The organism is Sphingomonas sp. MA1305 (genome assembly GCF_016107325.1).
Lineage (GTDB): Bacteria > Pseudomonadota > Alphaproteobacteria > Sphingomonadales > Sphingomonadaceae > Sphingomonas.
This window is the reverse complement of record NZ_RCVT01000005.1, coordinates 177,989-198,516: the sequence shown is the minus strand read 5'-3', so window position 1 is coordinate 198,516 and position 20,528 is coordinate 177,989. Positions and strand designations below refer to the sequence as shown.

Genomic DNA, 20,528 nt, shown 5'->3' with positions numbered 1-20,528 from the left:
CCCTACCAGGAAAGCGACAGCGCGAACGATCCGACGACGCCGAGCGTGACCGGCGTCGAGAGAAGGTAGAGCTTCTGCCAACGCCACCAGGTACGCGGGAGCAGCAATGCCGCGGCGCGCAGCGAGCGGATGTCGCGCCACGGCCGCTCCTGCGCGAGCGCGAGCGCGAGCACGACCGAGGCGAGCGTCGCGGCCAGCGCGCAGCAGAGCCCCGTGGCGAGGTAGAGGGCACCCCAATTGGCCAACTCGAGCGATGTCAGACGATCCACGGTCGAGACCTCCGCCTTCTTGCGATCCTACGCGCGCGGCTATCTTCCGGTTCCGCCGCGCCCCGCCACCCTGCCCGCAGCCCGGTTGCGATCGGTTTAAGGAGCTTCGATGTTCGCCTGCCTCCTCTTCGGTGATAGCCTCGCGCTCGGCGCCGGGGCCGCCGTGAACACGCATCTTGCGCACCCGTGCGATGTGCGGGCCGCGACCGGCGCCGGCTCGAGGGCGATGGCGCGTTGGGTGCTACCGCCGCGCCGCTACGACACCGCGATCCTGTCGCTGGGCAGCAACGACGATCTCGGCGAGACGACGGCGGCAACCCGGCGGGCGGTGGTCTCCGCCGCGATGGCGAGCGTCCGCACCAAGATGCCGAGCGCCCGGGTCATCTGGCTCCTGCCCTACGATCGAACCCGCGCCTATATCGTGCGGAGCGTTGCGGCGACCTTCGGTGACGAGGTGCTCGACCTCACCCGCTTTCCGAGCCGCGATCGCCTTCATCCCAGCGATTATGGCGCGCTCGCGCGGGCCCTGCTCCGCTGACGACCGCCGCGACGTTACCAATATTTGGAGATCGCGCGGAACTGGTCGATCGCGTGCTGCGGCCCCTCCCCTTCCTCGGCATGGACGAGGCAATGGTCGATATGATCGTTGATGAGCGCGCGCTTGGCGCTCGCGATCGCATTCTCGACGGCCTGGAGCTGCTGCGCGATGTCGACGCACGGGCGTTCCGCTTCGATCATGTCGACGATGCTACGAAGGTGACCGCCGGCGCGGTTGAGGCGCTTGATGATCGCGGGATGGCTGGTGTGAGCGTTGTGGGCCATGGCCCCGATGTAGGATATCTCGGCATGAAATGTCCATGATCCCCCGTGGGGGATAGACGCGATCCCCTCGGGGGGATATGGGGCGGTCCACTTGAAGGTCGCCGGTGGGTTCGATTCTCCCGGCCGACCGATCTTTTCGGAACGCCCATGACCTCCTTCGCCGACCTGGTTCAACAAGGCAGCACCAACCTCTGGCTGTTCATCCCGAGCGCGCTGCTGCTCGGCGCTCTGCACGGGCTGGAACCGGGTCATTCCAAGACGATGATGGCCGCTTTCATCATCGCGGTGCGCGGCACCGTGGGTCAGGCGATCCTGCTCGGTCTGTGCGCCGCCCTGTCCCACACCGCGATCGTCTGGGCGATCGCGCTCGGCGGGCAGTATCTCGGGAGCGGCATCAACACCGAGACGACCGAGCCCTATCTGCTGCTCGGCTCAGCGGTGATCGTGCTCGGTATCGGCGTCTGGATGATCTGGCGCACCCGCGCCGACCAGAAGGCGGAGGCGGCGCACGACCATCATCACCATCATCACGGCGCCGACGAGGTCCGCACGATCGACACCGGGCACGGCACGATGCGCCTCGAGATCTTCGAGGACGGCGTGCCGCCGCGCTGGCGCGCGAGCTTCGCCAAGGGCGGCTGGAAGGCCGAGGACGTAACCGTCACCACCGACCGCGGCCCCGGACGCACGCAGACCTTCCGGTTCGTCGACCGCGGCGACTTCATCGAGAGCGTCGAGGAGATCCCCGAGCCGCACGAATTCGCGGCGCGCGTATCGCTCGGCCATGGTGGCCACAGCCACGACTACGATCTCGACTTTGCCGAGCATGACCGCGGGCACGATCACGATGCCCCCGAAAGCGGCCTCAAGGTGACCGGCGACGCCGCCTATATGGACGCGCACGAGCGCGCCCATGCTGCCGACATCAGCAAGCGCTTCGCCGACCGGAAGGTGACGACCGGGCAGATCGCGCTGTTCGGCCTCACCGGCGGGCTGATCCCCTGCCCCGCCGCCGTGACGGTGCTGCTGCTCTGCCTTCAGCTCAAGCGGCTGACGCTCGGCGTCGTCCTGGTCAGTGCGTTCAGCGTCGGGCTGGCCGTCACGATGGTCAGCGCCGGCGTGATCGCCTCGCTCAGCGTCAATCAGATCCAGAAGCGCTGGTCGGGGTTCGGCGACTTCGCGCGCAAGGCTCCGTACGCGTCCGCGGGGCTCATGCTCGTGATCGCGTGCTACATGGCCTATTCGGGCATCAGCGGCCTCGACCGGATCAGTGCGCTCTGATGCGCTCGCCCTGTGTCGACCTGTGCGGTTTCGACGCCCGCACCGGATGGTGCCGGGGGTGCGGGCGCTCGCGCGAGGAAGTCAGGCGCTGGCGCAACCTGCGACCCGGCGACGCACGACGCATCGTGAGCGGTCTGCCGCAGCGTCTGGCGAAGCTCGGCGCCCGACCCGCCGGGGAGGGACGGTCATGATCGTCTCCGCCCGTCCGGCAATCACCCTTGCGGCGCCGGAGTGCGAGCCATGCTGAGCGTTCTCGCCAACCGGACCTATCGCCACCTGTTCCTCGCCCAGGTCATCGCGCTGATCGGGACGGGGCTCGCAACGGTCGCGCTCGGCCTGCTCGCCTACGATATCGCGGGCGGCAGCGCCGGCGCGGTCCTCGGCACGGCGCTCGCGATCAAGATGGTCGCCTATATCGGCGTGGCGCCGATCGCCGGCGCCTTCGCCAATCGCGTTCCGCGCCGCGCGCTGCTGGTCGGCATGGACGTCGTGCGGGCTGCGGTCGCGATCTGCCTGCCGTTCGTGAACCAGGTCTGGCAGGTCTATGTGCTGATCTTCGTCCTGCAATCGGCGTCGGCGGCGTTCACCCCGACCTTCCAGGCGACGATCCCCGACGTCCTGCCCGAAGAGCGCGACTATACGCGCGCACTCTCGCTCTCCCGCCTCGCCTACGACATGGAGAGCCTGACCAGCCCGATCCTGGCTGCCGGACTGCTCACGGTGATGAGCTACCACTGGCTGTTTTCGGGGACCGCGATCGGCTTCGTCGCATCGGCGCTGCTCGTCGTTTCCACCGTGCTCCCGCGCCCGAAGCCGGTCGAGGATCAGGGCGGGATCTACGACAAGACCACGCGCGGCACACGCATCTACCTGAAGACGCCGCGGCTGCGCGGGCTGCTCGCGCTGACCCTCACCGCCGCCGCCGCGAGTGCGATGGTGATCGTCAATACCGTCGTGATCGTGCGTGGCATGGGGCTGAGCCAGCGCGACGTCGCGCTCACGCTCGCCGCCTTCGGCGGCGGCTCGATCACCGCGGCGCTGACGCTGCCGCGCATCCTCGACCGGGTGGCGGACCGCACCGTCATGCTGGTCGGCGCGGTCGTCCTGACGCTCGCGCTCGCGACGCTGGCGGCGGTCAGCGCCGCGATGAACCCGGGTTCCGCCTATTGGTATGCCATCCTGGCCGGCTGGCTCGTGATGGGGATCGCCTATTCGTCCAACGTGACGCCCTCGGGTCGCCTGCTGCGTCGCTCGGCCAACGCCGAGGATCGCCCTGCCCTGTTCGCCGCGCAATTCGCACTCAGCCACGTCTGCTGGCTGATCTGCTACCCGCTCGTCGGACAGCTCGGCGCGCGCGTCGGCATGGCCGCCGCGTTCACCGGCATGGCGATCATCGCGGCGATCGGCACCGTCGCCGCCGTCTTCCTCTGGCCGGCGAACGATCCCGATGTCGTCGCGCACGAGCACGGCGATCTCGCGGCCGATGACGCGCATCATCTCTCGCACGCCGCCGGCGAGAGCCACCCCTACGTCATCGATCGGCGGCACCGGCAATGGCCCAAGCAATGACGAACTTGCGGCCAAGCCGGCCGAACTCTAAGCAACTTGCGATGATCGCGCGCCGATCCCGCTTCGTAATACTTGCCGCAGCGCTGTCGGTGGTGGCGCTGTTCGGTTTCGTCGTGGTGTCGAGCTGGCATAGCGCGGTCGTTCATGACGATGCGGTCAGTGTCGCGATGGCAAGCGCCGCGCACGACAGCCACGACAACAGTGCCGACCCCGACGCGCCCATCCACGTCGCCGCACACGCCGCGGCCCAGGGGATGGTCGTGGCTCCGGAAACGGTCGCACCGAAGCTCGTCTATATCGACGCCATTCGGTGGCCGACGGCGGACGACCGCGGCATCGCTGGGTCGCGCGCCGATCGATTGATGCGCCCCCCTCGAGCGTGACGCCTGTCGGCGCTCGCTAGCGCCTCGGCTCACTCTCGAAGGATCATTATCTATGAACGGCAGTATCGGCCGACGGCGCAGGCTTGCGCTGATCGGCGGGCTCGCGGCTATGGTGCCCGCGGGCCCGGCGTGGTCACAGACCGCGCCACCTTTCGCGCAATTGCTCGCGCAGACCAAGGACACCCCGCGCGTGCTGGCGCTCGACGCCGACGTCGCACGGGCACGGGGCCTCGCGCAGCAGGCCCGCGCCCGCCCCAACCCCTCGGTCAGCGTCTATGCGGAAAACTTCACCGGGGATCTCATCCGCAATGCCCGCAACCAGGAGCAGACGACGTTCCAGGTCGACCAGCCGATCGAGCTGGGCGGCAAGCGCGCCGCCCGTATCGCGGCAGGCGAGGCGGGGATTGTCGCGGCGCGCGAGCGCAATCGCGACGGACGCCTGGCTTACGCCACCGATCTCGCGCGGGCCTATGCGGAGGCCGAGATCAGCGAGCGACGCATCGGGCTGGCGCAGGAAGAGCTCGACAACGCGGCCGGCGACCTGAAGGTCGCGCGCGCGCTCGTCGGCGCGGGCAAGGAGGCGTGGCTCCGCCAGGTCCAGGCGGAAACCGAACTCAACACCGTCCAGGCCGCGCTCGAGGGTGCGCGGGCGCAGCGCACCGTCGCGTTCGCCCGGCTCTCGGCGCTGGCGGGAAGCCCCACCCCCTATACCGGCCTCTCGGAATCACTGCTCGGTCGGCTGACCGCGCGACCGGTCATCGGCCCGATCGACCCGATGCAGACCACCACGGTGAGGGTGGCGGACGCGGAACGCGAGGCGGCCGCCCGGCAGGTGGCCGTCCAGCAGCGGCTCGCCATTCCCAACGTCACCGCGCAGCTCGGCGTCCGCCAGCTGCGCGTCGCCAGCGGCCCCGCGATCGTTGCCGGCGTGTCGGTGCCGCTCCCGTTCTTCGACCGCAATCGCGGCAATATCGCCGCGGCGCGTGCCGATCTCCAGGGCGCCGAGGCGAGGGCCGCGGCGGCTCGGCTCGACGCCGAGGCGAACACCCGTGCGGCGCTCGCCCTCGTCGAGGCGGCAGACCAGCGCGCGGCCGCCGCCGAACGGACGCTCGCGACCGCGACCGAAGCCTATCGGCTCGCCCGCATCGCCTACGAAGCCGGCAAGTCGCCGCTGATCGAACTGCTCGCCGCCCGCCAGAGCCTCGGCGCTGCGCGCGGCGTCACCCTCGACGCCGCGTCGACCAGGCTCGACGCGCGCACCACTCTCGCCCGTCTGCAGGGCGTCACCATCACTGGAGAACCGGTCCAATGACCGCCAACAACCGCCTCTATGCCGGGGCCGCCCTCGGTCTCGCCGCCGCGGCCGCCGTCGGCTTCGGTGCCGCCCGGCTGACGCAATCGCCGCCGCCGCCCGCTCCCGTCGAGACACCGGCGACGCCGAAGGGTGCGGCGAACGTCGTCGCGATGACCCCACGGGCCATCTCGGCCTCCCAGATCGGCGTGGCTCCCGCAGCCGCCGGGGAACTCGATGCCGCGATCCTCGCCTCGGCGACGGTCGAGGCGACCCCCGACGCCGAGGCGGTGCTGACCGCCCGCGCGCCGGGCACGGTCACCCGCATCTTCACGCGGATCGGCGACCCCGTGCGCGCCGGGCAGACCCTGGCGCTCGTCGAGAGCCGGGACGCCTCGCAGATCGCGGCCGACCGCGCCGCCGCCGCCGCGCGGGTGACGCTTGCCGGCCGCCAGCTGTCGCGCGAGCGCTCGCTGCTCAATCAGGGCGTCTCGCCCCGCGCCGATTTCGAAACCGCACAGGCGAACCTCGCGGTCGCGCAGGCCGATGCCCGCCGCTCGGCCGCCGCCGCGGGTGCGGCCCGGGTCAGCGCCGACGGCCGCTCGGTGGCGGTGGTCAGCCCGGTATCCGGCCGGGTCACCAGCGCCGGGGCCAATCTCGGCCAGTTCGTCGCCGCGGAAACCGAGCTGTTCCGCGTCGCCGACCCGTCGCGGCTGCAGATCACCGCCAGCGTGCCCCCGGCGGAGGCCGGGCGCATCCGACCGGGCGATCGGGTCGAGCTCACGACGAGCGACGGTCGCACGATCGAGGGTCGCGTCCGCTCCGCGACCGGCGTGGTCGATCCCCAGTCGCGCACCGCGACGGTGGTGGTCACTCCCACGGCCGGCGGCAGCACGCTCGTCCCGGGCCAGCTGATCCAGGCCAAGATCCTCGCGAGCGGCGGCGCGGTCCGCAACGGCGTCACCGTGCCGCAGGACGCGGTGCAGACGCTGGGCGATCAGACAGTGGTCTTCGTCCGGACCCGCACCGGCTTCGTCGCGCGGCCGGTCCGGATCGGCAGCCGGTCGAGCGGCATGGTCGCCATCGCCGACGGGCTCGCCGCGGGCACCCCGATCGCCACCACCAACGCTTTCCTCCTCAAGGCCGAGATCGAGAAGGAGACGGCGGAATGATCGGCCGCATCCTCGCGACGTCCGTCCGACTGCGATGGCTGGTCGCGTTCCTGACCCTGGTCGTCGTCGGGTTCGGCCTCTGGCAGATCACCAAGCTGCCGATCGACGCGGTGCCCGACATCACCAACCGGCAGGTGCAGATCAACACCTTCAACCCGACCCTCGGCCCGGTCGACATGGAGAAGCAGGTCACCTTCCCGGTGGAGACGGCGCTCGCCGGCATCCCGGGGCTTACCCTCACTCGCTCGCTCACCCGCAACGGTTTCAGCCAGGTGACGGCGGTGTTCACCGACTCGACCGACATCTATTTCGCGCGGCAGCAGGTTACGGAGCGGCTGGCACAGGCCAAGGACAGCCTGCCGGCCGGCGTCCAGCCGAACCTGTCGCCGCTGTCGACGGGCCTCGGCGAAATCTTCTTCTATTCGGTCGCCTTCCGCCACCCCGACGGAAAGGGCGTGAAGACCGTCGACGGCAAGCCGGGCTGGCGGTCGGACGGCAGCTACCTCACCCCCGAGGGCGAGCGGCTGACCACCGAGCTTGCGAAGGCCGCCTATTTGCGCACGGTGCAGGACTGGATCATCCGCCCGCAGATGCGGACGGTGCGCGGCGTCGCCGGCGTCGATTCCAACGGCGGCTACGTGAAGCAGTATTTGATCGAGCCGAACCTGACCGCGCTCGCCGCCTACGGTCTCTCCGTCACCGACCTCGCCAGCGCGATGGAGCGGGCGAACCTCTCGGCCGGCTCCAATTATGTCAGGCGAGCCGGCGAGAGCTTCCTGGTGCGGGCCGACGCGCGCCTGAAGTCGATCGAGGACATCCAGGACGCGGTGGTCGCGACGCGCAACGGCGTGCCGGTCCGGGTGAAGGACGTCGGCCAGGTCGTGATCGGCGGCGCGGTGCGCACCGGCTCGGGCAGTCGCATGGGCTCCGAGGCGGTGATCTCGACCGTCCTGATGCTGGTCGGCGACAACAGCCGCATCGTCGCGACCGACGCCGCGGAGAAGCTGACGCAGATCAACAAGGCGCTGCCACCCGACGTGTTCGCGGAGCCGGTCTACAACCGCTCCAAGCTGGTCAACGCGACGATCGGGACGGTCGAGAAGAACCTGACCGAGGGCGCGCTGCTCGTCATCGTCGTGCTCTTCCTGCTGCTCGGCAACATCCGCGCGGCGCTGATCACCGCCGCCGTCATCCCGATAACCATGTTGATGACGGCCGCCGGCATGAACGGGCTCGGGGTGTCGGGCAATCTGATGAGCCTCGGCGCGCTCGACTTCGGGCTGATCGTCGACGGTGCGGTGATCATCGTCGAGAACGCGCTCAGGCGCCTCGCCGAACGGCAGGAGCATGAGGGCCGCCTCCTCACCCGCGACGAGCGGATGGAGGAGACGACGCTCGCGGCCCAGGAAATGGTTCGCCCGACCGTCTACGGCCAGCTCATCATCTTCCTGGTGTTCGTGCCGCTACTCACCTTCCAGGGGGTCGAGGGCAAGACCTTCGCGCCGATGGCGATCACGCTGATGATCGCGCTCGCCTCCGCGTTCGTGCTGTCGCTGACCTTCGTGCCGGCGATGATCGCGATCGTCGTCAAGGGCAAGGTCAGCGAGACCGAGGTGAAGCCGATCCGCTGGTTCAAGGAAAAATATGCTCCCGCGCTCGCGAAAGCGGTCGCGCGGCCGATGCCTTTCATCCTGGGCGGCATCGGCATCTTCGTGGCGGCGATCCTCAGCTTCGGGCTGCTCGGCGAGGAGTTCATGCCGCAGCTCGACGAGAAGGACATCACCGTCACCAACTTCCGCGTGCCGTCCGCCTCGATCGACCAGTCGACGCAGATGCAGATGCGGCTCGAGAACGCGTTGAAGACGCTGCCCGAGGTGGCGCTGGTCTTCTCCAAGAACGGCAACGCCGACCTCGGCACCGACCCGATGCCGCCCAACGCGTCGGATACCTACGTCATCCCCAAGCCCGAGAAGGAGTGGCCCGCCGAGGTGAAGAGCAAGGAGGATATCCTGCGGCGCATCGAGGAGAAGATGAAGACCATCATCGGCAACCGGACCGAGATCCAGCAGCCGATCCAGATGCGCTTCAACGAGCTGATCGCCGGCGTCCGTGCCGACGTCGCGATCAAGCTCTACGGCGACGATCTCGAGAAGATGAACGAGCAGGCGCGCAAGATCGCGGGCGCCGTGCGCACCATTCCCGGTGCGGGCGACGTCAGCGTCGAGCAGACCTCGGGCGCACCGACCTTCGACGTGAAGATCGATCGCCAGGCGGTCGCCCGCTACGGCCTGTCGGTCGAGGAAGTGGCCAACACCGTCGCCGCCGCGCTCGGCGGCCGCGAGGCGGGGCTGCTGTTCGAGGGTGACCGCCGCTTCGACGTGGTCGTGCGCCTGCCCGACGCCCAGCGCGACGACCTCGACACGCTGGGCGCGATCCCGGTGATGCTGCCGGCGGCCGAAGGGCAATCGGCCCGCTCGATCCCGCTCCGCGAAGTCGCGCAGTTCAACTACACGCAAGGGCTCAACCAGATCAGCCGCGAGAACGGCAAGCGCATGGTGATCGTCCAGGTCAACGTGCGCGGGCGCGACCTCGGCGGCTTCGTCACCGATGCGCAGGCCAAGATCGCGGCGATGGAGCTGCCGGCGGGCATGTACACCGGCTGGGGCGGCACCTTCGAAAGCCTCCAGTCGGCGCGGCTGCGGCTGATGATCGTGGTGCCGATCTGCTTCCTGGCGATCTACGCGCTGCTCTACATGGCGCTCGGCGGCTTCGTGCCGGCGGCGATCGTGTTCTCGGCGGTGCCGATGGCGCTCGCCGGCGGCGTGTTCGCGCTGCTGCTGCGCGGCATCCCGTTCTCGATCACCGCGGCGGTCGGGTTCATCGCCTTGTCGGGCGTCGCCGTGCTCAACGGCCTCGTGATGATGAGCGCGATCGGCAAGTATCGCGAGGAAGGCGCGGAAGAGGACGAGGCGATCGAGCGCGGCGCGATGGAGCGCGTCCGGCCGGTGCTGATGACCGCGCTGGTGGCGTCGCTCGGCTTCGTGCCGATGGCGCTCGCCACCGGCACCGGCGCCGAGGTCCAGCGACCGCTGGCCACCGTGGTGATCGGCGGGCTCATCACCTCCACCGCGCTGACCCTGCTGGTGCTGCCGGCGATCACCGCCTGGGCGTCGCGCCTCATGGCGCGGCGTGCCGTGCGCCCCCCTTCCCCCCGTCCCGCCGTCACCCCCACGGCGTGACCTCGGCGGCGTCGTGGCCTTCGGGTCGCGACGCCGCCGAGCAGTTCAGTAGAGGAGCGTGAACAATGGAAACACAACCGCACTGCTTGCTCAGGATCTATACCGACGAGGCGGCGCTGCTCGGCGATCGCCGGGTATTCGAGCTGTTGCTCGACCGCGCGCGCGAGGCGCGGATGCTCGGCGCGACGATCCACCGCGCCCAGACCGGGTTCGGCCATAGCGCGCACGTTCACCGGCGCGGATTTCTCGACCACAATTATCCGGTCATCGTCGAAATCGTCGACGTCGAGGACCGCATCCGGGCATTCTGGGCCGAGATCGCGACCACGAGCGGGATCGGCCTGGTGACGCTCGAACGCGTGGAGACGCTGCGCGGCGGCCGGGTCGATCCCGCTCCAGGCGACGCGGCACAGCCGTGATGCCGGGTGGGCAGCTCTTCGGTCTCATGCTGCTGCCATCTGCGGCAGTGATCGGGGCCGGCGTCTTCGGCGGCGCGGTCTCGCTCACCAGGCTGTGGCGCAGTGCGGTGCAGCATCTCGCCGCCGGCGTCGTGTTCGCCGCGATCGCGACCGAGATCGTCCCGGGCGTCATCCACGGTGGCGCGCCCGGGGCCGCGATCGCGGGCTTCGCGACCGGCGTGGCCGCGATGTTCGCGATGCGCTGGCTCGCCGAACGCCTCGAAGCGCGCGATGCGGGTCGCGCGGAGCTGCCGCTCGGATTTCTCGCCGCCGTCTCGATCGACTGCGTCATCGACGGCGTGGTCATCGGCACCGGCTTCGCGGTCGGCGCTCGCCAGGGCCTGCTGGTCTCGGCAGCGCTCACCCTCGAGATGTTCTTCCTCGGTCTCGCCACCGCCGACACGATGCGAGGTGGCGGCGCGCGCCTGCAGACGGTGCTCGCCACCTGCACGGGGCTGGCGGCGATCCTCGGGGTCTCCTCGATCGTCGGCTATTTGCTGCTCGCCGGCGCGCCCCCGGTCGTGCTGACCGCGCTGCTCGCCTTCGGGTCGGCGGCACTGCTCTACCTGGTCACCGAGGAACTGCTCGTTCGCGCGCACGATCTCGGCGAGACGCGGCTGGTCACCTCGCTGTTCTTCCTCGGTTTCCTCATCGTCTTCGCCGCCGAATTGCTGGCGGTGCCGCGATGAGCCGGGCGCACCCCATGGGCGGTCACAGGGGGCGGACACTGCCTCCGGCCCGGCGCGGAGGCCATACAGCATGCTGACATTCGAGCGCGAGACGACCGTCACTGCCTCGCCGGAGAGCGTCTACGACCTTCTTGCAGATCTCGACGGGCATCGAAGCTGGAAGCCGTTCTTCCAGCTGAGCGGGTCGGTCGACCCGGGCGGCGACGTGATGGTGAACTTCTTCCTTGGACGCGGTCGAAAGATCTCGACGCCGGCGGACATCGTCGCCGCCAAGCGACCGCACGTTTTCGCCTGGCGGTTCGGTGAACCCTGGATCTTCGCGATCGAGGAGCGCTACACACTTGCGGCCGCCGCGGGCGGCGGAACGAGCGTCGTCCATTGCCTCCGGATCATGGGGCTGCTCGCCCCCCTCCCCGCCCTGTTCGTCAGCCGAACGCTGCGCCGCAGCCTCGAGCGCAGCGATACCTGCCTCGTCGACCGGCTCCAGAAACGGCAATCGATACCGTCGCCTGCGCCCACGCCCGCGACGTCGCGATTCCGCGCCAAATCGCCGTCCCGCCGACGCCGGCGCTGATGCGTGGAGGCCGTGCCGGCAGGCGGTGGGGACCCGTGGCAGCGCTCGCTCTTCTCCTCGCCGGCTGTTCAGATCGAGCCAGCGAGACCCCGGCAGACGAGCAGCAGCTGCGCCCCGATCACGAGCACATCTATCGCTGCGAGGACGGCCAAACCGCGTTCATCGCGTTCGAGAAGGGCGGCCTGCGCATGCGCCTGCGCGTCGCGACCGAGCGCGCCATGGTCGTCCTCACCGCGCGCGCCCAGGGCCGACCCTATCACGGCACGGGCGGGTCCGCGGCGTTGCACGGAAGCGTCCTTCGGCTCGCGCTGCGTGACGGTCCGGCGGTGAACTGCCGGCGCGCCTGATGGTCGGGGCAACTCACACCAGGTCCGCTCGCAAAAAGCGCAAGACGATCAGGGTGCAGACCCCACCGATGACGAGCCCCCAAGCGGTCGGGCGTCGGATCGCCCGCGTCGCATCCGCCGCCGGCGCGGCCGCCGAGCCACCCAACCCGCGCCACTTGCCCCCGTTCGTCCGCCAGACCGCGAAGCCGATCCGATAGACCCGTCCCGCAGCACGGCACCAGGCGAGCGCTCGACGCGGAGTCATCAAGCCGGCGCGACGTGCTTCGCGAGCCGAGGTCAAGATCGCGCGCGCGAAGAAGAGCCAGCCGCCCGCCGGAACGAGCCGGTGGTAGATGCTGACCGCGCGCACGACCGACATCGCCTCCGAGCCAGGTCCGCTCAGCGGTGGAGATGATCGCCGGCGTCGCACGCGGCGGCGGAGCGCTCGGTCTGGACGGTGCTGTGCTCGATGTCGAACTTGTCCCGGAGCAGCATTTGCACCGCCGCGCGCGTGTCATCGACGGGGGCACCCTCCGCCAGCACCACGTGAACCGTGCAGCTCACCTCCTCGTTGCTCATCGACCAGATGTGCAGGTCGTGGAGATTCGCGACTCCGGGCACGGCCCCGATCGAACGGCGGACCTCGCCCAGATCGAGGCCGCTCGGCACGCCTTCGAGGAGGACGTTGGTAGTATCGCGGAGCAGGATCCAGGTGCGCGGCAGGACCCACAGGCCGATCGCGACTGCAACGATCGGATCGATCCAGGTGAAGCCGGTGAAGCGGATCGCGAGGGCGCCGAGGATGACCCCGACCGAGCCGATCATGTCCGCCCATACTTCGAGATAGGCGCCCTTGACGTTGAAGCTCGCGTCCTTGCCGGCGGTCAGCAGCCGCATCGAGACGAGGTTCACGACGAGCCCGATCGCGGCGACGATCATCATGCCCCAGGACTGGACTTCCTGCGGCTCGTTGAAGCGCTTGATCGCCTCCACGAAGACGTAGATCGCGATGCCGAACAGCAGCACCGCATTGAAAGCGGCGGCGAGGATCTCGAAGCGGCGGTAGCCGAACGTCCGCTTGTCGTCCGCCGCCTTCGCGCCGAGCTTGATCGCCAGCAGCGCGATGACGAGCGCCGCGACATCGGTCAGCATGTGGGCGGCGTCGGACAGCAGCGCGAGGCTGTTGAAGACGAACCCGCCGATCACCTCGGCGACGAGGTAGGTGGCGGTGAGCGCCAGCGCCCAGCCGAGCATCTTCGCGTTCGCGCCGGCGGTATGGTCGTGCGCGTGCCCGCCTTCCGCACGTCCGTGATTCTCTGCCATCAGTCTTTCCTCCAATTCTCGTGTGTCGCGCGCGGGCGCGGCGCCCGGTGCCGGGTCACCCCAGCAGCTCCTCGATCAGCAGCAGCGCCAGGAAGCCGGCGAAGAACATCGCGCTGATGAGGGGCGTGTCCGGCTTCTCGTGGGCCTCGACGAGCAGCTCCTCGGTGACGAGATAGAGGAGCGCCATCAGCCCGAAGCTCAGGAATCCCGACACGACCACCGGCGAGAATGTCGCGACGGGCAATGCCGCCAGCGCCCCCACGGGCAGCAGGAGCGCGAGCCCGGCTACCGCGGCGACCACCTTCAAGCGGCTCTTCATCGTCTCGCCAAGCTCGGTCGCGAGCGTCACGCCGAGGAACAGCACTTCCAGCGTCAGCGCGATCGTCAGGAGCACGCCGGCCTTCGCACCGGCGGCGAAGGCGAGGCCCAGCACCAGCCCGTCGACGAATATGTCGATGCCGATCGCGCCGAGCAGCGCGAGCGGCCCGGCCGCCCTCCCCTCGAGGCTCTTCAGGCCGAGCATGACAGCCACGCCCAACGCCCCACCGAGCAGCGTCGCCGTGGGGCTCGCCTGGTGCATGACCTGCGGCAGGATTTCGGCCGCCGCCGCGGCGAAGACGACGCCGGCGGCCAGATGCTGCATGGCGGCGACGAAGCTCTCGCCGGGCTTGCGGATGGCTGCCGCCGCCGCGCCGAGGATGACGGCGAACACGGGTATGACGGTGTAGGTCAGCGCCAGCATGACAGGTTTCCGATCGTCAGATGCTCCTGCAAGCCGAAGCGACCGATCGGCTCGACATGGACCGCGGTGCCATCGATGCTGGCGTCGAGCCGCTCGCCGGATCGCCGTGGGCCGGTCAGGGCGCCGCTCGGACCGTCGGCCCGCACGAGGAACAGGTGGCTGCCGCTGCCCCGCAGCGTCGCCTGCGTCCGATCGTCGCAGCGGAACACCCGCTCGACCACCGGTGCGGCACGATCAGGATGCCGCTCCGCGACCTTGTGGTGACAGCCGGCGATTAGCAGGCTCGCCGGGACGGCCAGCACCAGCAATCGCGCCATCGCGTTCGCAGCGGATCCCCACCCTACCACAACACCCCCTCGACGGGCTTGAGCGGCGGTGGGGCGTCGCGCCCGAGCGACTGCAGCAGGTCGATCTCGATCGTCCGGCACATGGCGGTCAGCGGCACGTCGTGCACCGAGTTGGCGAACGGATCGGTGAGATCCTCGCCGATGCTGAGCACCGCCAGGAAGACCAGGCCGATCAGGGTCGAGCCGACGGGCGTGGCGATGCCGAGATTCTCGACCAGCGCGATCGGCACCAGCACGCAGAAGACGCGCGTGAAGAAGTTCGGGAAGAACCGGAAGCCGTTGGGCAGCGGCGTGTTCTTGATCCGCTCCATGCCGCCCTGCGCGTTGGCGATGTCGGTGAGCGTCTGCTCGACGATCGACTGCTGGATCGGATTGATCCGGCCCGCCTCGAGTTCATCCGCGGCGGCCGCGGAAATGCTTTCGAGCATCGCATTCGCCGGCCCGCGGCGTGTGGCGGCCCGCGCTGCAAGTTCGTCGCCGGCGAGCCGCCCGATCTCACCTACCGGATCCTCGCCGCGCAGCTGGCAGCGCATCGCCTGGACGAAGGCGATCTGACGCAGCACGACCGCCTCGCGAAATGCGAGAGCCTCGGCGGTGCCGCTTCGGGTCAGGCTCAGCGCCAGCCGCGCGAGCGAGCGCGAGGCGTTGATCATCGCACCCCAAAGCGTCCGCGCCTCCCACCACCGCGCATAGGCGGCGTTCGTCCTGAAGCCGAGGAACAGGGCGAGCGCGGTGCCGAACAGCGTCATCGGCAGCGGCGGTTCGCGGAACGTCGTAAGCAGATGGAAGGCGGTGACGGCGACGTCCCAGACGAACAGCACCGCCAGCGGCTTCCACACCTCGATGATGATCTGCCGCAGCCGCGGCGATGCGCCGACGATCATCGGCGGGTGATCCGTCCGGCCATCACCCGCGCCCCTGTCGCCGGCAGATCCGCTTGCCGAGCTCGGGACCGTCGGTCTCGAGCTGCGTCCCGCGCAGGACGACGCCGCCCGCGTCGCCCACATATTGCAGACCCTGGAGAGGCGCGGTGAAGCGCTTTGGCCTGCCGCCCTCGCCGACGCGGAGATCGAGCTGGAGGCCCTTGTCCGCGAAATCGACGAGCAGCGTGGACCCGTCGTCGCAGCGGTAGACGTGACGCCCGAGCCGGCCGGAGGGAACGCCGCTGTCGGCGCTGTGAATCTCCTGGTCGGTCGGCGGCGGGGCGGGCGTCTTTTCCGAGCAGGCCGATAGTGCCGCGACCGGCACCAGACCTACGACAAGACCGATGGTCGATCGCTTCATCGCGTCTTTCCCTTACGGCGCGTCGGACGGGCGGCGCGCTGGGCCCGCGCGGGGGCGCGCACGATCCGCCAGCGCAGGTATTTCTCGAGGCGTTCGTCGCTCTCCAGCATCAGCTTGTGCATCCGCTTGAGGATCATCGGCCCGAGCAGGCGGCCCAGCAGCCCGCGCGCGGAAATCGAATGCATCATCGAGGTGCCGCCGTCGTCGCCGCTGAGCTCGAACAGCTCGGTGAATACGTAGACGCCGGGAAGACCGCACGACCAGGCGAAGATCTCCGGCTTCTCGAACCGGTCGATCGTCGCCGCCATCCTTACCGGCCGGGCCAATCCCTTGACCGCCCAGCCGCAGTGCGCCGGCCCCGCGCGCGCGGTGTCGTCGAGGTCGACGAGCGGACCCCAGGCGTCGCGCTGCGCCCGGTCGGTCAACGCGGTCCACACCCGGACCGGCGCGCCCTGCAGCACCACGGTGTTGACGAATTCGGGCATCACCGACCCCGCGCGATCATGGACCCGGCTCGCCGGGCGTGCGGCGCCCGCGCGGCACGCCGGGGCGCCATGGCCGCAGCGACGACGGCAGCTGGAGACCGAGTTGGGCCGCTCGCCCGCGGACGGCATCGACCGTCCGCCCGATCTCCCGCGCGATGTCGGCGATCTTCTGGCGCCGGCCAATCCGCGCGCGCAGGTCCGCGTCGTCCTCCTCGCGCCATCTGCGCCGCGACGATGGGGGCCGCTCCACAGCCGATCCTCCTCATACGACCTGATCGGATTCGAGCGTGCACGGCGTGCCGGCGTCGGTCTCGACCTGGATCGTGGCGTGGTCGATCCCGAACCGCTCCGCGAGGTCGGCGGCGACCGCGGCGGTGAAGGCGTCCCCGGGATACCCGTCCGGCACGAGGAGGTGGACGGTCAGCGCGGTCTCGGTCGTGCTCATCGGCCAGACGTGCAGGTCGTGGATGCGGGCGACGCCGTCGCGAGCGCGGAGGAAGGCGGCGATTTCGTCGGGATCGATGCCCGGCGGCGCCGCCTGCAGGCTCATGTTCACCGAATCGCGCAGCAGCCCCCAGGTCCCGATCGCGACCACCGCCACGATCAGGAGGCTGACCACGGGATCGATCCAGGTCAGCCCCGTCTTCAGGATGACGAAGCCCGCCACCACCACGCCGGCTGACACCGCGGCGTCCGCCGCCATGTGCAGGAAGGCGCCACGGATGTTGAGATCGCCCTTCCGGCCGCTCGCGAACAGCATCGCGGTGATGCCGTTGACGACGATGCCGATCGCCGCGACGATCATCACCGTCCCGCCGGCGACGGGCTCGGGGTCGGCGAACCGGCCGATCGCCTCGACCGCGATCGCGGTTATCGCGATCAGCAGCAGGAGCGCGTTGAGGAAGGCGGCCAGGATCGAGGAGCTGCGGAAGCCGTAGGTGTAGCGGCCCTGCGGGCGACGCCGCCCGAGCGTGGCCGCCCCCCAGGCGATGAGCAGCCCGAGCACGTCGCTGAGATTGTGTCCGGCGTCGGCGAGGAGCGCCATCGACCCCGCCGCGACGCCGTAGATCGCCTCGACCACCACGAAGGTGACGTTGAGGGCGGTGCCGATCGCGAAGGCCTTGCCGAAGGTCGCCGGGGCATGGCTGTGGCCATGTCCAGCGTGGTCGTGACCATGCCCATGCCCGTCTTCCCGGTGGTGGTCGTGACCGTGCGCGTGCTCTGCCATTACCCGTCTGCCTCAGAGGTTGGGTCGGGTGCCGCGGACGGCCGCCGACCGGCCGGCTCCGTCGTCTCCGAGCGGAGTTCGTCGGCCCGCGCCGCGTATTGCTGCGCGATCGCGCGATGTGCGTTGGCGGCCGCGAGGGTCTCCGCATGTTCGGCGGTCTCCCGTTCCTGCGCGGCGCGGCGCCGCCAATAAGCGGCATCAGTCTCGCCGAAGCTGTCGTCGTTCGCCGGCTCGTCTTTCATCGACTGCGATCCCTGGAAGTTGCTGTCTCGAAACGGGGTGACGGTGGCCCGGCCGAGGCGGTCGGCCTCGTCGCCGCGGGCGCGGTGTGCCGACGCATCCGGTCGACGGTGCCCGATGGGATGCTCTGCGGCGCCGCGGAACGGCCCGGTGCTCATGACCGCGCCCTCCCGCCGGGCGGTCCCGCGCCATCGTGGCGGTGCAGCAGCCGTTTCAGCAGCGGTGTCCGGCGCGCGAGCGGCTCGAACATCTCGGCCGGCCCCTCGGGATCGAGGAGCTTCGTGTCGGCGAGCCAGCGCTGTACCGCCGGCAGCTCGCCATGCTCGAAAGGCTGCAATCCACGTCCGCGGCTGGACAGACCGGCGATGGTCACGATCAGTGAGCCCGTCGTCGAGAGGATCGCCTCGACGGTGGCAGGATCGCTTCCCAGATGCTCCGCGAGCAGCGCGTTGCGGATCCGTCGGATCGACGACGCACCCGCAGGATCGTCGCCCGCTGGATCGAGCGTGACGTCGCATTCGGTGTCGAGCCGGAGCGAGCGATTGTTGAAGTTGGACGAGCTCACCCGAAGGATTTCGTCGTCAATCACCATGACCTTGGCATGGACGTAGATCGGTCGGCCCGCTGCCGTCACCGGATGGTAGATGCGGAAACGATTGTGAAGGTCGCACTCGCGCAGCGCCGCGACGAGCCGTGCCCGCGCCGAATCCATCGCGATCGGCTCGAGCCAGCCGTCCGCCGTGATCGGGTTGACGATGACCACCTCGGGCCCGTCCGCCTCGTGGAGGCGGCGGGCGATCGCCTCGGCGATGCGCCGTGACGCGAAATACTGGCTCTCGGCGTAGATCCACCGCCGCGCCCGCGCGATCAGGGCGACGTACAGCTCCTCGATCTCGTGGACGGCACCGCAATCGCGCATCGCCGGCAGCGTTCGCGAAATGCCGACCTCGACGTCCTGGAAGTCGGGCGCCAGGTCATCGGGCCAGCAGTCGCCGCCGGTCTCGACCGGCTCGAGCTTCCTGCCTCCCGCGGCGCGCCAGCGCTCCCGGCTCATGTCACCGAGTGCGCGGGCGGCGGGACCCTCGAGCGCCATCGCCGCATCGTGCCAGGGGCCGTAAGGCGAGCCGTCCGGATTGCGACGGCGCGGCTCGTGGTCGGCGTGAGCGCGAGAGTCCCAGCGCCGACGGGTCATGTCGATCCCGCCGCAGAAGGCGACGTCGTCGTCGATCACCACCACCTTCTGGTGGTGCGATCCGGCGACGGGATGGTGGCTGTCGAGCTTCAGGTGGATCTGCGGGTCGCGGATCCACCGCAGGACGGTGAGCAGGGTGCCGGCGTGGAACAGCGCCTTCAGCGTACCGGTATCCCAGCGCAGGATATGGACCTGCAGCTCGGGTCGCCGCCGCACGAGCCAGGTGATGAATTCCCCGATCGCCTCCGGCCCGCCGTCCCCTCCCCCACCGGCGAACGCGATCCGGGCGTCGAAGTCCCAGCCGACCAGCACGATGCGGCGCCGCGCCTTCAGCATCGCCGCGCGCAGGTGGGTGAAATAGTCCTCCGCATCGACGATCATCGCCGCGCGCGTCGCCTGCTCGACGCGCCAGAACGCGCCGGGCGTCTCGCGAAAGATGCTCGGCCGCCGCCCATCGTCGTTGGCGGCGGAACGCGGCGCTGCGGTCGGGAGCGTCATTTCGCGGGCCCCTCAGTCGTCGAACAGACCGCCGAGAAAGCCCCGGCGACGATGACCGCCGCCGTGCCGGTCGCCACCGTGCCGGCCGAAGCCGCGATGCTCGTCGTGCTGGCCCCACGGCCCCGCGGGCGCGGCGTCGCGCAGCGACGGATAGCGCGGCGCGTCCGCGCGGGGCGCCGCCGCCTGATAGTCGGCGTTGCGCTCGATCATCTTGTCCAGCTCGCCCCGGTCAAGCCACACGCCGCGGCATGTCGGGCAGTAGTCGATCTCGATGCCCTGCCGCTCGGTGAGCAGCAGATCCACCTTGCAGGGGGGGCACAACATCCCCTGCGGGCGCGGTGCGGGCGTGGCGGTATCGGTCATGGTCGGTCCTTTCTGGTGCCGGCGCGTGGCCGGCAGCGGGTTCGTGCGGGGGTCAGGCGTGCTCGGGCTGGGCCGCACCCGTTTCGATCACTTCGACCCGTTCGAGCGTCATCAGCCCGATGCCGGCGAGGTCGCGCTGGTCCGTCATGAAGGCGCGGAGGCGTTCCTCCTGGTCGACCAGCTCGATGACGACCGAGCGATCGTTCTCGAGGATATGGCGGCGATGCATGTGCGCCGACCGGCCGAAGCCGATCATCGCCTCGATGACCGTCGCCCCGGCGAGCCGCGCGTCGCGCGCGCGCTCGGCGACGATCTCGAAGACCTTGCGATCGCCGCAATAAGCGGTCTCGTCGGTGTAGATGCGCAGCAGCGCGTGCCCGGCCGTCATCGCCGTTCTCCTCTCGTTATCGAATGCTCGAATGGTTGACCGCCTTGCCGAGCAGCCAGACCAGGACGGTCACGACGGCGAAGACGAGCCACGACCAGGAAACCCGATGGTCGAAGACCTGAAAGTCCGAGATCATCAGCGGACCGCCGTCGCCGCTCCCTTCGGCATGGAAGGCGTTGGCGACCAGCAGCGATGCTCCCGTGCCGGCCATCACCGATTTGACGAGTGCCATAGTGTCTCTCCTCCATCGGAACCGAGCGCCGGCGCGGTTGCGGCGGCCGGCTGCAGCGTTTCGGATCGATTGTCGGCTCGGCGGATTCGGCCGAGCCGAAGCTCGACCGGCCCGCCGTCGGCACGCCAGGGGG

General features: G+C 69.8%; 28 protein-coding genes. 12 read left to right on the top strand and 16 right to left on the bottom strand.

Annotated elements, in window-relative coordinates; translation table 11 throughout:
- Window positions 1–2: 2 nt before the first annotated feature.
- Window positions 3–269 (bottom strand): hypothetical protein, encoded by a 267-nt coding sequence (locus D9601_RS17555; RefSeq protein ID WP_198355368.1) that lies wholly within the window; start codon window positions 267–269, stop codon window positions 3–5.
- 109 nt (window positions 270–378) lie between these two features.
- Here D9601_RS17555 and D9601_RS17550 point away from each other — a divergent pair, with 109 nt between their 5' ends.
- Entirely contained in the window at window positions 379–807 is a 429-nt protein-coding gene (locus D9601_RS17550) for an SGNH/GDSL hydrolase family protein (RefSeq protein WP_198355367.1), read from the top strand.
- Between the two features lie 14 nt (window positions 808–821).
- On the opposite strand, the gene D9601_RS17545 is transcribed toward D9601_RS17550, so the two are convergent.
- A complete protein-coding gene (locus D9601_RS17545; protein WP_198355366.1) occupies window positions 822–1,091 on the bottom strand; it encodes a metal-sensing transcriptional repressor in 270 nt (89 codons plus the stop codon).
- A gap of 147 nt (window positions 1,092–1,238) precedes the next feature.
- Here D9601_RS17545 and D9601_RS17540 point away from each other — a divergent pair, with 147 nt between their 5' ends.
- From D9601_RS17540 to D9601_RS17490, 11 genes are all read left to right on the top strand, one after another.
- Complete coding sequence (locus D9601_RS17540) at window positions 1,239–2,372, top strand: nickel/cobalt efflux transporter (protein WP_198355365.1); 1,134 nt, start codon at window positions 1,239–1,241, stop codon at window positions 2,370–2,372.
- Window positions 2,372–2,563 carry a DUF1289 domain-containing protein gene (locus D9601_RS17535; protein WP_198355364.1) on the top strand — a complete coding sequence of 64 codons (192 nt, stop codon included), beginning with the start codon at window positions 2,372–2,374 and terminating at the stop codon, window positions 2,561–2,563. The genes D9601_RS17540 and D9601_RS17535 overlap by 1 nt, the downstream gene beginning before the upstream one ends.
- A gap of 49 nt (window positions 2,564–2,612) precedes the next feature.
- Window positions 2,613–3,941, top strand: coding sequence for an MFS transporter (locus D9601_RS17530; RefSeq protein ID WP_198355363.1), 1,329 nt, complete (start codon window positions 2,613–2,615; stop codon window positions 3,939–3,941).
- Window positions 3,942–3,982: 41 nt separating this feature from the next.
- Entirely contained in the window at window positions 3,983–4,324 is a 342-nt protein-coding gene (locus D9601_RS17525) for a hypothetical protein (RefSeq protein WP_198355362.1), read from the top strand.
- A 52-nt stretch (window positions 4,325–4,376) separates the two neighbouring features.
- The gene (locus tag D9601_RS17520; protein ID WP_198355361.1) at window positions 4,377–5,636 is read left to right on the top strand and encodes a TolC family protein; all 1,260 of its coding nucleotides are present in this window, start codon (window positions 4,377–4,379) and stop codon (window positions 5,634–5,636) included.
- The gene (locus D9601_RS17515; RefSeq protein WP_198355360.1) at window positions 5,633–6,787 is read left to right on the top strand and encodes an efflux RND transporter periplasmic adaptor subunit; all 1,155 of its coding nucleotides are present in this window, start codon (window positions 5,633–5,635) and stop codon (window positions 6,785–6,787) included. Before D9601_RS17520 ends, D9601_RS17515 begins: the two co-directional genes overlap by 4 nt.
- On the top strand, window positions 6,784–10,026 hold the full coding sequence (locus tag D9601_RS17510) for an efflux RND transporter permease subunit (RefSeq protein ID WP_198355359.1): 3,243 nt from the start codon (window positions 6,784–6,786) through the stop codon (window positions 10,024–10,026). The genes D9601_RS17515 and D9601_RS17510 overlap by 4 nt, the downstream gene beginning before the upstream one ends.
- A 65-nt stretch (window positions 10,027–10,091) precedes the next feature.
- The gene (locus D9601_RS17505; RefSeq protein ID WP_198355358.1) at window positions 10,092–10,445 is read left to right on the top strand and encodes a DUF190 domain-containing protein; all 354 of its coding nucleotides are present in this window, start codon (window positions 10,092–10,094) and stop codon (window positions 10,443–10,445) included.
- A gap of 26 nt (window positions 10,446–10,471) precedes the next feature.
- A complete protein-coding gene (locus tag D9601_RS17500) occupies window positions 10,472–11,173 on the top strand; it encodes a ZIP family metal transporter (RefSeq protein ID WP_198355357.1) in 702 nt (233 codons plus the stop codon).
- A 70-nt stretch (window positions 11,174–11,243) separates the two neighbouring features.
- Window positions 11,244–11,747 (top strand): SRPBCC family protein, encoded by a 504-nt coding sequence (locus D9601_RS17495; protein WP_198355356.1) that lies wholly within the window; start codon window positions 11,244–11,246, stop codon window positions 11,745–11,747.
- A gap of 35 nt (window positions 11,748–11,782) precedes the next feature.
- Window positions 11,783–12,094 (top strand): hypothetical protein, encoded by a 312-nt coding sequence (locus tag D9601_RS17490; protein ID WP_198355355.1) that lies wholly within the window; start codon window positions 11,783–11,785, stop codon window positions 12,092–12,094.
- Between the two features lie 13 nt (window positions 12,095–12,107).
- Here D9601_RS17490 and D9601_RS17485 read toward each other — a convergent pair whose 3' ends face one another.
- From D9601_RS17485 to D9601_RS17420, 14 genes are all read right to left on the bottom strand, one after another.
- Window positions 12,108–12,452, bottom strand: a complete 345-nt coding sequence (locus tag D9601_RS17485; RefSeq protein WP_198355354.1) for a hypothetical protein — start codon at window positions 12,450–12,452, stop codon at window positions 12,108–12,110.
- A gap of 20 nt (window positions 12,453–12,472) precedes the next feature.
- A complete protein-coding gene (locus D9601_RS17480) occupies window positions 12,473–13,396 on the bottom strand; it encodes a cation diffusion facilitator family transporter (RefSeq protein ID WP_198355353.1) in 924 nt (307 codons plus the stop codon).
- Window positions 13,397–13,451: 55 nt separating this feature from the next.
- Window positions 13,452–14,138: a ZIP family metal transporter gene (locus D9601_RS17475; protein ID WP_198355352.1), complete on the bottom strand. Its 687-nt coding sequence runs from the start codon at window positions 14,136–14,138 to the stop codon at window positions 13,452–13,454.
- On the bottom strand, window positions 14,126–14,455 hold the full coding sequence (locus D9601_RS17470) for a hypothetical protein (RefSeq protein WP_198355351.1): 330 nt from the start codon (window positions 14,453–14,455) through the stop codon (window positions 14,126–14,128). The genes D9601_RS17475 and D9601_RS17470 overlap by 13 nt, the downstream gene beginning before the upstream one ends.
- Window positions 14,456–14,478: 23 nt before the next feature.
- Entirely contained in the window at window positions 14,479–15,369 is an 891-nt protein-coding gene (locus D9601_RS17465; protein ID WP_198355350.1) for a bestrophin family protein, read from the bottom strand.
- Window positions 15,370–15,391: 22 nt separating this feature from the next.
- Window positions 15,392–15,769, bottom strand: coding sequence for a hypothetical protein (locus D9601_RS17460; protein ID WP_198355349.1), 378 nt, complete (start codon window positions 15,767–15,769; stop codon window positions 15,392–15,394).
- A complete protein-coding gene (locus tag D9601_RS17455) occupies window positions 15,766–16,254 on the bottom strand; it encodes an SRPBCC domain-containing protein (protein WP_198355348.1) in 489 nt (162 codons plus the stop codon). Before D9601_RS17455 ends, D9601_RS17460 begins: the two co-directional genes overlap by 4 nt.
- A 16-nt stretch (window positions 16,255–16,270) precedes the next feature.
- Entirely contained in the window at window positions 16,271–16,504 is a 234-nt protein-coding gene (locus D9601_RS17450; protein ID WP_198355347.1) for a hypothetical protein, read from the bottom strand.
- Window positions 16,505–16,516: 12 nt separating this feature from the next.
- A complete protein-coding gene (locus D9601_RS17445; RefSeq protein ID WP_198355346.1) occupies window positions 16,517–17,482 on the bottom strand; it encodes a cation diffusion facilitator family transporter in 966 nt (321 codons plus the stop codon).
- Window positions 17,482–17,880, bottom strand: coding sequence for a hypothetical protein (locus D9601_RS17440; RefSeq protein WP_198355345.1), 399 nt, complete (start codon window positions 17,878–17,880; stop codon window positions 17,482–17,484). Before D9601_RS17440 ends, D9601_RS17445 begins: the two co-directional genes overlap by 1 nt.
- On the bottom strand, window positions 17,877–19,295 hold the full coding sequence (locus tag D9601_RS17435) for a phospholipase D-like domain-containing protein (protein WP_232474374.1): 1,419 nt from the start codon (window positions 19,293–19,295) through the stop codon (window positions 17,877–17,879). Before D9601_RS17435 ends, D9601_RS17440 begins: the two co-directional genes overlap by 4 nt.
- Before the next feature lie 129 nt (window positions 19,296–19,424).
- Window positions 19,425–19,775: a TFIIB-type zinc ribbon-containing protein gene (locus D9601_RS17430; protein ID WP_232474354.1), complete on the bottom strand. Its 351-nt coding sequence runs from the start codon at window positions 19,773–19,775 to the stop codon at window positions 19,425–19,427.
- A 52-nt stretch (window positions 19,776–19,827) separates the two neighbouring features.
- Window positions 19,828–20,163, bottom strand: a complete 336-nt coding sequence (locus tag D9601_RS17425) for a DUF190 domain-containing protein (protein WP_198355343.1) — start codon at window positions 20,161–20,163, stop codon at window positions 19,828–19,830.
- A 16-nt stretch (window positions 20,164–20,179) separates the two neighbouring features.
- Entirely contained in the window at window positions 20,180–20,395 is a 216-nt protein-coding gene (locus D9601_RS17420; RefSeq protein ID WP_198355342.1) for a hypothetical protein, read from the bottom strand.
- Window positions 20,396–20,528: the final 133 nt, after the last annotated feature.